Origin of the sequence: Devosia sp. Root635 (assembly GCF_001427605.1) — a bacterium.
GTDB lineage: Bacteria > Pseudomonadota > Alphaproteobacteria > Rhizobiales > Devosiaceae > Devosia.
In genome coordinates, this window is the sequence record NZ_LMGZ01000021.1 from 17,313 (window position 1) to 27,928 (window position 10,616).

At 63.5% G+C, this 10,616-nt stretch carries 11 protein-coding genes; 3 read left to right on the top strand and 8 right to left on the bottom strand.

Features of this window, described 5'->3' with window-relative positions:
* The first annotated feature begins 81 nt into the window (after positions 1-81).
* Positions 82-1,206 (top strand): hypothetical protein, encoded by a 1,125-nt coding sequence (locus tag ASD80_RS14190; protein ID WP_056234011.1) that lies wholly within the window; start codon positions 82-84, stop codon positions 1,204-1,206.
* A gap of 3 nt (positions 1,207-1,209) precedes the next feature.
* On the top strand, positions 1,210-1,626 hold the full coding sequence (locus ASD80_RS14195; RefSeq protein ID WP_056234014.1) for an HIT family protein: 417 nt from the start codon (positions 1,210-1,212) through the stop codon (positions 1,624-1,626).
* Positions 1,627-1,636: 10 nt separating this feature from the next.
* Here ASD80_RS14195 and ASD80_RS14200 read toward each other — a convergent pair whose 3' ends face one another.
* From ASD80_RS14200 to proS, 3 genes are read right to left on the bottom strand one after another with little or no spacing between them, the layout of a single operon-like run.
* Positions 1,637-2,323, bottom strand: a complete 687-nt coding sequence (locus ASD80_RS14200; RefSeq protein WP_056234017.1) for an ABC transporter ATP-binding protein — start codon at positions 2,321-2,323, stop codon at positions 1,637-1,639.
* A complete protein-coding gene (locus ASD80_RS14205; RefSeq protein WP_413813381.1) occupies positions 2,316-3,701 on the bottom strand; it encodes an ABC transporter permease in 1,386 nt (461 codons plus the stop codon). The genes ASD80_RS14200 and ASD80_RS14205 overlap by 8 nt, the downstream gene beginning before the upstream one ends.
* Entirely contained in the window at positions 3,698-5,047 is a 1,350-nt protein-coding gene (proS, locus tag ASD80_RS14210; protein WP_056234020.1) for a proline--tRNA ligase, read from the bottom strand. The genes ASD80_RS14205 and proS overlap by 4 nt, the downstream gene beginning before the upstream one ends.
* 326 nt (positions 5,048-5,373) lie before the next feature.
* On the opposite strand from proS, the gene ASD80_RS14215 reads away from it, so the two are divergent.
* Complete coding sequence (locus tag ASD80_RS14215) at positions 5,374-5,700, top strand: MmcQ/YjbR family DNA-binding protein (protein ID WP_056234022.1); 327 nt, start codon at positions 5,374-5,376, stop codon at positions 5,698-5,700.
* A gap of 5 nt (positions 5,701-5,705) precedes the next feature.
* On the opposite strand, the gene ASD80_RS14220 is transcribed toward ASD80_RS14215, so the two are convergent.
* From ASD80_RS14220 to nuoN, 5 genes are all read right to left on the bottom strand, one after another.
* A complete protein-coding gene (locus tag ASD80_RS14220) occupies positions 5,706-6,182 on the bottom strand; it encodes a hypothetical protein (protein WP_056234025.1) in 477 nt (158 codons plus the stop codon).
* Positions 6,183-6,244: 62 nt separating this feature from the next.
* A complete protein-coding gene (locus tag ASD80_RS14225) occupies positions 6,245-6,493 on the bottom strand; it encodes a DUF1467 family protein (protein ID WP_056234027.1) in 249 nt (82 codons plus the stop codon).
* A 93-nt stretch (positions 6,494-6,586) separates the two neighbouring features.
* On the bottom strand, positions 6,587-8,260 hold the full coding sequence (locus ASD80_RS14230) for a ribonuclease J (protein ID WP_056234030.1): 1,674 nt from the start codon (positions 8,258-8,260) through the stop codon (positions 6,587-6,589).
* Positions 8,261-8,330: 70 nt separating this feature from the next.
* Positions 8,331-9,161, bottom strand: a complete 831-nt coding sequence (locus ASD80_RS14235; protein WP_056234032.1) for a biotin--[acetyl-CoA-carboxylase] ligase — start codon at positions 9,159-9,161, stop codon at positions 8,331-8,333.
* The gene (gene nuoN / locus ASD80_RS14240) at positions 9,162-10,607 is read right to left on the bottom strand and encodes an NADH-quinone oxidoreductase subunit NuoN (RefSeq protein ID WP_056234034.1); all 1,446 of its coding nucleotides are present in this window, start codon (positions 10,605-10,607) and stop codon (positions 9,162-9,164) included.
* Positions 10,608-10,616 lie beyond the last annotated feature (9 nt).

Sequence of the window (10,616 nt, forward strand, 5' to 3'; positions counted from 1 at the left end):
GCCCTTCGCGAGCCTCGAACTACGAGGGACGTGCCACGAACGCACTTTCCCCCACTCGCCAACCGCCGTATGTAGGACGTCATGATCTGGGACATTTTTGTATTCCTGCTGCAGGCCGCCCTCGTCTTCATCGTGTCGACGGCGCTGTTCGACGCGCTCCACTGGACGTTGCACAAATGGGAAGGGTCCAGCATCCCGCTCTTGCGGACCTTTTCGTCCTGGCATTGGGTGCATCACAAGTTTCTCGGCCTCGACATGCAGATCAACCCGGCCTATGCGCGGGCCAATATCTGGTTCCATATCCTGCCCGAATACCTGACCTCGCTGGCGGGAACGCTGGTGTTCCTGCTGGTCTTTCCCTGGCCGGTGATTGCGGCCGTGGCCGCCATCCGTACCGTCATGCTGGTGATGACGCTGCGCGAGGAAGGGCTCGACTATAACCACATGTCGATGGATCGCGTCGGGGGGCAGCAAGGCCTGCTCTGGGTGGATAACAACTACCACGCCATGCACCACGTCTATCCGCACAACTTCTTCTCGTCCTTCGCCAATGTGTTCGACCTGATCTTCGGCACTACCTGCCAGATCAAGGGCCGCCGCTTCCTGGTGACCGGGGCCAGCGGCGCCTTTGGCTCGGCCATGGTGGACAAGCTGATCCGGCTGGGCGGCATAGTCGAAACCGCCAGGTCCGGCGTGGATTTCACCCAAGGCAACTACGCCGCCATGCGCGAAAAGCTGGAGCGGGCCGACGTCCTGGTGCTAGCGCATGGCGCCAAGACCGACGATTGCTGGAACGCCAACAACGTCACCTTCCGCGAACTGACCGAACTCTTCACCGAGATCGGCAAGGCGCGCCTCGCCCCGCCCGAAGTCTGGGCGTTGGGCTCGGAGGTCGAGTTCCACGGCGATATGGGCATGGACGAGCTCAAGGCCTATTCGGCCTCCAAGCGCGCCTATGCTCTACGAGCCCGCGACTATTACCGCTCCGATGCCCTGATCTACCGGCACATCGTGCCGTCCTCCTTCACCTCGGCCATGGGCAAGGGCGCCATGAGCGCGGCAACGGCGGTCAATATTGCGCTCTTCTTCATCCGCCGCGGCTTCCGCTACGTCCCGGTTACGCTGACCGGGCTGGCCGTGCTCAACTATTTCCGTTTCCGCTTTTTCCAGAAGGACCAGCCGGACGTTTCCCAGCCGGCGGAGTGAACCATGAGCTACGATCCGTCCAATATCTTCGGCAAGATCCTGCGCGGCGAAATCCCGGCCCACCGGGTTTATGAGGATGACACCGCCCTGGTGATGATGGACATTTTCCCGCAGTCACGCGGGCATGCGCTGATCATTCCCAAGGCGGCCTCCCGCAACCTGCTCGATGCCGATCCTGTCGCGCTGGCGGCGGTGATTCCGCTGGTGCAGAAGGTGGCCAATGCGGTCAAGCAGGCCACCGGTGCCGACGGCATCCGGGTGGTGCAGTTCAACGAAGCGCCGGCCGGGCAGACGGTGTTCCACCTGCATTTCCACGTCATCCCGGTCTATGAGGGCGTCGCCCTTGGCACCCATGGCGGCGGCAAGGCAGACGACGCGGACCTGGCCGCCCTGGCCAGGGATATCGCCGCGGCACTCTAGATGCTGTCGATCACAATGTGTGATCGACCACCAATCCGCCCTTGAGCGTCACGATGCGGTCGGCGCGGCGCGCCAGGTCGTGGTTATGCGTGGCGATGAGGGCGGCAGCCCCTTCATTCTTGATCAGGCTGGCCAAGGCCGCGAACACCACGTCGCTGGTTTCCGGGTCGAGATTGCCGGTCGGCTCGTCGGCAAGGATCACCTTGGGATGGTTGGCGGCGGCGCGGGCGATGGCGATGCGCTGTTGCTCGCCGCCGGACAGTTCCGCCGGCCGGTGGCTGGCGCGGGGCGCCACGCCCAGCAGGTCGAGCAGTTCCATGGCGCGACTGTGGGCTTCGGCTGGTGACTTGCCGGCGATGAGCTGCGGCATGGTGACGTTTTCGAGCGCTGTGAATTCCGGCAGCAGGTGGTGGAACTGGTAGACATAGCCCACGGTCGAGCGGCGCAATTGCGTCCGGCCACGATCGCCGAGCTTGCTGGTCGGAATGCCCATGATGGCGACTTCGCCACTCTGGGGGCTCTCCAACAGGCCCGACAGGTGCAGCAGGGTCGATTTGCCGGCGCCCGACGGCGCCACCAGCGCCACCAGCTCGCCGCTGTTGACCGTGAGGTTGGCCGCTTCGAGCACGCGGACCATGCTGTCGCCCTGTCCATAGTGGCGATGGACATCGGTCAGAACCAGATGCGGTTTACTCATAGCGCAGGGCCTCGACGGGGTCGTATTGCGCCGCCCGCCAGGCGGGATAGAGCGTCGCCAGGAAGCTCAGGCCCAGCGCCAGGCACACCACCACCGTCACCTCAACCGGATCGGTCTTGGAGGGCAGCGAAGACAGGAAGAACACTTCGGGCGGGAAGATAGCCACGCCGAGCGTGTTGGAGACGAAGGCCCGCAAGGGCTCGGCATTGGCGGCGACGATCAACCCCAGCACCACGCCGCTCAGCGTGCCGATAACCCCGATCGTCGTGCCGGTGATCGAGAAGATGCGCATGATCGAGCCGCGCGTGGCGCCCATCGTGCGCAGCACGGCAATGTCGGAACTCTTGTCCTTCACCAGCATGATCAGGCTGGAAATGATGTTGAAGGCGGCCACGAGGATGATCATCGACAGGATGGTGAACATCACCACCCGCTCCACCTGCAGCGCCGAGAAGAATGTCTCGTTGCGCTGCTGCCAGTCGGTGAGGATCAGCGGGCGGGTCGACGGATCGGCCTGCAGCCGTTGGCGCATGACGGCGATGTTGTCGGGGTCGTCGATGAAGATTTCGGCAGCCGTCGCCTGGCCGATATGGTCATAGGCGGCGTCGATTTCCGCATTGGTCGGCGGCGGGTCGAGCGGGCCGGTGCCGGGCGGCGACATGCCGGGCTTGAGCACTTCGTCGACCATCTTGAAATAATCCTGCGCCGGCTCGAGCGGCATATACATGAAGAAGCTGTCGAACTCGACCATGCCCAGGTCGAAGATGACATTGACCGGATAGGACCGGATTTGCGGCGTCGAACCGAACGGCGTCATCGCCCCGTTCGGATTGATGATCTGCACCTGGTCGCCCAGCGACACGCCGAGCGTCTGCGCCAGCCGGTAGCCGATGGCCACGCCCTTGCTCTCGTCCCATGCGTCCCAGCCGCCCTGTTCGGCGGCATTGTAAAGCAGCTTGAGCTTTTTGAGGTTTTCCTCGTCCATGCCGCGCACGGTGACGCCCGTGGAACTGCCCTGCCCCGAAGCCAGCACCTGGCCCTCGACGAAATAGACGGCAAAGCTCACGCCATCGATCTGTTCGAGCGCCGCCACCGTCTCCTTGTAGTCGGTGAATTCGCGCTCGATGGGATAGGCGGTGAAATGGCCGTTGAGGCCCAGTATCTTGGTCAGCAGCTCCGCGCGGAAGCCGTTCATCACCGACATGACCACGATCAGCGTGGCCACGCCGATGGCGACGCCGACCATGGTCAGGCTGGCGATCACCGAAATGAACGCCTCCTTGCGGCGGGCGCGCAGGTAGCGCCCGGCAATCATCCATTCGAAGCGCGAAAAGGCGCGCGTGCCCTTGTTCAGCAGAGGCGGCGCCGGTTCGGTCAAATGTCGGTCTTTCGCTGCGGTTCGATAAGACCCTTGAGCCGCGCCACGGCGTCGGCGATCGGCAGTGTTTCGCGCTCGCCGGTCTTGCGATGCTTGATCTCGGCTTCGCCCGCGGCAAGGCCGCGCGGCCCCAGGATGATCTGGTAGGGAATGCCGATCAGGTCTGCCGTGGTGAACTTGGCACCGGCGCCCTGGTCGCGGTCATCGTAGAGCATGTCGATGCCGGCGGCGTTCAACTCGTCATAGAGCTTTGTGCAGGCCGCATCGCAGGCCGCGTCGCCCGCCTTGAGGTTGATGAGCACGGCCTCGAACGGCGCCACGCTCACCGGCCAGATGATGCCGGCATCGTCGTGGAAGGCCTCGATGAGCGCCGGGACCAGGCGGGTCGGGCCGATGCCGTAGGAGCCCATATGCACGGTGATTTCCTTGCCGTCGGGACCGGTCACGGTCGCCTTCATGGGTTCGGAATACTTGGTGCCGAAGTAGAAAATATGGCCGACTTCGATGCCGCGCGCCGAAACCCGGAATTCCTCCGGCACGGCCGCTTCATATTCGCCCATGTCGACCATTTCCTCGGTCGCCGCATAGAGCGAGGTCCAGTCCTCGAAGATCGGCTTGAGGTCGCCGCGGAAATCGGTATCGGGGCCGGGGATGGGTTTGTCGAGCAGGCGCCGGTCGCAGAAGACCTGGCTTTCGCCGGTATCAGCCAGCACGATCCATTCGTGGCTGAGATCGCCGCCGATGGGGCCGGTATCGGCGCGCATGGGAATGGCGGTCAGGCCCATGCGGGCATAGGTGCGCATATAGGCCACGAACATGCGCTCGTAGGCGGCGACGGCATCTTCCTTGCTCAAGTCGAAGGAATAAGCGTCCTTCATCAGGAATTCGCGGCTGCGCATGGTGCCGAAGCGCGGACGCACCTCGTCGCGGAACTTCCATTGGATGTGATAGAGGTTCAGCGGCAGGTCCTTGTAGGACTTCACATAGGCCCGGAAGATGTCGGTAATCATCTCCTCATTGGTGGGGCCATAGAGGAATTCGCGCTCGTGCCGATCCTCGATGCGCAGCATTTCCTTGCCATAGGCGTCATAGCGCCCGCTTTCGCGCCACAGGTCGGCCGACTGGATGGTGGGCATCAGCAGTTGGATCGCGCCGGAGCGGTTCTGCTCCTCCTCGATGATCTTCTGCACCTTCATCAGCACCTTGTAGCCGAGCGGCAACCAGGAATAGAGGCCGGAGGCCTGCTGGCGGATCATGCCGGCACGCAGCATCAGGCGATGCGAAACGATTTCGGCTTCCTTGGGAACGTCGCGCAGCACTGGCAAAAAGTAGCGAGACAGGCGCATGTGAACTCCCGAAAACGTCCGTCGACTCAAGGCTTTTGTTGATGCCCACTCAAATCCTACTCGTCCATCCGATGCAAGCATGGAAGGCATGCAGAATCTGCGTGACAGGGCGAAATCTTGTTGTTAGGGTCCGTCGCAATAAAACAAAGGCGGCCCAAACCGCCGGACGTCGACAACGTCAAGGGAGGAGCGTTGGCTGCCGCTTCAATAGCGTGCCTAAGACCAACGTATTGTCGAACAAACTCTTTTCAGCGGGGCCTTGTGCCCCGCTTTTTTGTTTCCGGTGGCGAAGGTAAGCCAGCCAGAGGCATTCGTGGAGGTTTCGCATGGCTGATGGAGCCGATCTCCGGCGCATGGCTCTCGCCCTGCCCGGAACCACCGAAGCGCCGCATTTCGATCGGGCGGCGTTCAAGGCGGATCGCATCTACGTGACGCTCGATTCCAGTGGGCGGACGGCGAATTTCAAGTTCACCCCCGACGAGCAGGAATTCAAATGCCAGCTCGCGCCCGAGGTGTTCAGGCCCATCGACAATGGTTGGGGTCGTCAGGGCTGGACGACGGCCATACTGGCCGCGGCGACTCCAGATGACCTGCGGGCGGCGCTGGAAATGGCTCATGCCAACGCCGTGGGTAAGCCGAAGCGGAAGCGCTGACCCCGTCAGCCGCATCCGTCGAGCATGGCCGCAAAGCCGTCGCCATGGTCCGCACCGGCAAAGTGCCAGGCACGGTCCCGAAATGTCAGGGTCACCAAGTCGCTCTCGGCATAGATCGCCCGCGCGATATCCGCGACGCTCGCCTCACCTCCGCTCGTTGCCACGGCCAATCCGCCGTCGATTTCGGCGACTTCTCCAACCAGCTCCGAGAACGGCGTGCCGTTCAACGTCACCTTGACCACTTCGCGCTGGCCGATCCCTGCTGCCGGCTGTTGCGTGCGAAATTGTGCGTTGATCGCCCCAGGCGCCGACGAGAAGCAATAGAAGACCAACTGGACGTCGTTGGTGAAATTGTCGGCCGCCACCCAATGCAGCACATCGCTGTCACCGGCGTCCATGCCGTGTTCCCAGGCCGCCGCGGGCAAGACAAGACCCGCAAGCAGCGCCCCGGCAAACGCTCCATTCAGAAACAGGTGTCGCATTGATCCCTCCCCCGACCGAAAGTCGCATAGCCGGGCCGCAGGATCACCCCGCAGTCAGGGGGTTAGCGGTTCCAATAGTGATGCAGCGTTTCATTAGTGAGGCCCCACAACAGCAGGCCAGTCATCACGATGGCGATGCCAGTAGCGATCAGCGCGCGGCGCAGCAGGTGCGGCGTGGCGGGAGCGGCAGGCTCGGTGCCCGCCGTGATCTTGCCCACCTCGATCTGGCTGCGATTGCCGATCGGCAGAACAGCGACAAAGCTCAGCCACCAGATGACGAAGAAAACCGCGATGATGGAGCCGATCTGCATGGCTTTTCCTTCCGCTGCAATGCGCCCTCAATACGCCCGGAGCGGTTCCCGCGAAAGCGGGAACCGCCGTTTCCTATTGCCGCATCCAGGTGGTCAGACCCGATGCACGAAGACCGAAACGTTCGGCTTGCGGCCCCAATAGGCGTTGACCTCGTTGCGAATGGCCTTGAACAGGGCCGAGTTCAGCACTTCGGTATCGCTGCGCCGCTTGGGTGGCATGGATTTGAGCACGCCGGCAACGGTGTCTTCCACCAGCTCGGTCAGCGACTCGTCCTCGGTCTCAGGCAGGCCCTCGATGACGAGATCGGGACCGGACACGACCTGGCCCCCGCCATTGACGGCGAGGCTGACCACGACATGGCCACCAAAAGACAGGCGGCGGCGGCCCTTGACGCCGGACTCTTCGGGCGTGCAGAGCACGAGCCCATCGAGATAAAGCTCGCCCGTCCGCACCTCGGCCGGGAAGGCCATCGGCTCGGGGAACAGGCGCACGAGATCGCCGTTGCGGGTCTCGCAGACAGCGGGGATGCCTGAATCGCGGCCTAGCTTGGCGTGGGCTTCCAGATGGACCGCTTCGCCATGCACGGGCACCAGCACGGCCGGCTTCACCCACGAATAGAGCCGGCGCAATTCTTCGCGGCGCGGGTGGCCGGTGACGTGGACCAGGCCGTCATTCTGGGTGATGACCTCGACGCCCTTGTCGATCAGCCGGTTCTGGATGTCGATGACTTCGCGCTCATTGCCTGGAATGGCCCAGGACGAGAAGATCATGCGGTCGCCGGCATTGAGATCGATCACCGGATGTTCGCCGCGCGCAATGCGGGCAATGGCGGCGCGGGCTTCGCCCTGGCTGCCGGTGCAGATCAGCACGATCTTGTTGCGGGCGATGGACTTGTAGGCATCCTGGTCGAGCAGCGGCGGCAGGCCCTCGAGCATGCCAAGTTCGCGGGCAATGCCCATGATGCGATGCAGCGACCGACCGGACATCACCACCTGGCGGCCGGCTTTTTCGGCGGCACGGACGATGGAGATGACGCGACCGACATTGGACGCGAAAGTGGTGACGGCGACACGATTGGGGGATTCGGCGATCATGGCGGCGAGGTTGGCCGCGACTTCGGCTTCGCTCGGGCTTTCGCCGTCCTTGAGCGCATTGGTCGAGTCGCAGATCAGCGCCAGCGGGGTGGACGTGTCCTCGCCGATCTTCTGCAACCGCGCCACATCGGTCGGGGCATTGCCAACGGGCGTCGGATCGAGTTTCCAGTCGCCGGTATGCAGCACGCGGCCGATCGGGGTGGTGATCAGCAGGGCATTGGATTCGGGAATCGAGTGGGCGACGTTGATCGCCTCGATGGTGAAGGGCCCCACCGTGAACGGCTTGCCCGGCCGCATGATGGTGACGTCGACATTCTCGACAATGCCATCCCCTGCCCGCTTGGCGGCCAGCATGGCGGCGGTGAAGGGCGTGCAGAAGACCGGCTTCTCGAAGCCGGGCCACAGATCCAACACGGCGCCGTAGTGGTCTTCGTGCGAATGGGTGAGGATCAGTCCGAGCACGTCGTCGGCGCGTTCCTCGAGAAATTCGGGGTTGGCCATGATGAGTTCGATACCCGGCAGGTCGGGCCCGCCGAAGGTGACGCCGCAATCGACCACGATCCACTTGCGCGAGCGTTCCGGCCCGAATCCGTAGGCGCCCATATTCATGCCGATCTCGCCAACGCCGCCGAGCGGTACGAAGACGAGTTCATCCCTTTGGTTTTTGGCCATGGGTCAGTTCAGTCCTTTCGAGCGCAGCGCCGGATCGATCATTGGTCGCCGGTCGCGCGCGTTGTTGTGGTCAGCTTCGGGCGCTGGCCGTTGCCCCAAAATGGACGTCACCCGCCGTGATGGCGATGCGACGGTTGTCGTCGGCGCGGACGATCAGGCGCCCCGCGTCGTCGATGGTCTCGAAAATTCCACGTAGCACATCGCCGTTCTGGCTGACCGCCACCGGCGCGCCAATGCCAGCCGCGGAGGCGCGCCAATGCGTCAGCACGTCGCCGATGCCACGCCCGTCGTTCCACAGGCCGAACGTATCGACCCAGGCATCGCTCAGGGCCTCGAACACATCCTCGGCCCTGCGGACCACGCCCAGATCGCTGAGGCTCGTAGCTGGATAAGGCAAACCTTGGGGCGCGGCGATTACGTTGACGCCGAAGCCGATTGCGACGGCATGACGGCCGTCGGGCAGCTTGCTGGCCTCAAGCAATATGCCGGCGAGCTTGGCGCCGTCGGCCAGCACGTCGTTGGGCCATTTGAGCGCGATGCGGGAATTGCCCCCAAGTGCATCGGCGCCATCGATGCCGATCTTGACCAGTCCGCCCGGCAGGATGGCCGAGAGGGCGCGGTTGAGGGATACGCCGGCCACGAAACCCAGCGTTGCCGCCAAGGTGGGATCGGCTTCGGGGACAATCAAGAGCGTGGCGGCCAGGTTGCCATGCGGGCTTTCCCATTGCCGGCCTCGACGGCCCCTGCCCGCGGTCTGCTGGCGGGCCGCGAACCAGATGCCGCCGGGATCGCCGGCATTTGCCGCTTCGATCGCCTCGGAATTGGTCGAACCGACCGCGTCATGGCCGCGCAGCCGATATCCGGCCGCGCGCGCTGTGGGTCCGAGGACGAAGTCCGGCACCTAGAACAGGCTTCCGGCGGCAGTATGGGCAAAGCTGGCCAGGGGACTGCCGACGGTAAAATAGTAGGTGACGAGAAGGAAACCGCTCAGGCCCATGATGATGTTGAGCTCGGCAGGCACGGCCTCGAACTTGGCGACCGGCTCGTCGAAATACATGATCTTGATGACGCGCAGGTAGTAGAAGGCGCTGACGGCCGAAGCCAGCACGCCGATGACCGCCAGCACATAGAGCTGGGCGTCGATGGCGGCAAGGAAGGCGTGCCACTTGGCAAAGAACCCGGCCAGCGGCGGCATGCCGATCAGCGAGAACATGATGATCGCCATTATGGCGGCGACGAAGGGCCGGGCCTGCGCGGCGCCGGCGAGATCGCTGATATTTTCTACATAACCGGCTTCGGTCCGCAGCGACAGGATGCAGGCGAAAAGCCCCACCGTCATGGTCACATAGATGGCCATGTAGATGGCGACGCCCTCGACACCAACCTGCGTCCCCGAGGAGAGGCCAACCAGCGCGAAGCCGACATGGCCGATCGAAGAATAGGCGATGAGCCGCTTGATGGACTTCTGGCCGATGGCCGCGAAGGCCGCCAGCACCATGGAGGCGATGGAGAGGAAGATGACGATCTGCTGCCAGTCATGGCTGATGCCCTGGAACGTATCCATGACCAGCCGGACCATCAGCGCCATCGCAGCAACCTTGGGCGCCGTGGCAAAGAAAGCGGTGACCGGGGTCGGCGCGCCTTCATAGACGTCGGGCGTCCACATGTGGAACGGCACGGCCGAAATCTTGAAGGCAACACCGGCGAGCAGGAACACCACGCCGAAGATCAGCCCGATGGAGCGGCCTTCGCTGGCGATGGCCAGCACGATTTCCTGCAGGTTGGTATGGCCGGTGAAGCCATAGATCAGCGAGGCGCCATAGAGCAGCATGCCGGAGCTGAGGGCGCCGAGCACAAAATATTTAAGGCCGGCTTCGGTCGCCTTGCCGTCGTCACGCTTGATGGCGGCGAGCACATAGAGTGACAGCGACTGCAATTCGAGGCCGACATAGAGGCTCATCAGGTCGTTCGCCGAGACCATGGCCATCATGCCCAAAGTCGCCAGCAGGACCAGGATCGCGTATTCGAACTTGTGGGTGCCGTGTTCCTCGGCGCGCGGCAAGGCCAGCAACAGCGAGAAGGCCGATCCGCCCAGCACCAGCACCTTCATGAAACGGGCAAAGCTGTCGCCGATGAAGACGCCATTGAACAGCACGCCTTCTGCCGGTGCGAAGAGGATCAGCGCGGCCACCACGAGGAGCAGCAGCACGGAGGCGTAGGACACAAGGATCGAGCGTTCCTTGTTGATCGCCACGCCGACCATCAGCAGCACCACAGCGCCCAGAGCCAGGAGCATTTCAGGATAGGCGGGAGCCAGGCTCGCGAAATCGATAACGTCTGAGTTCACGGGACTCTC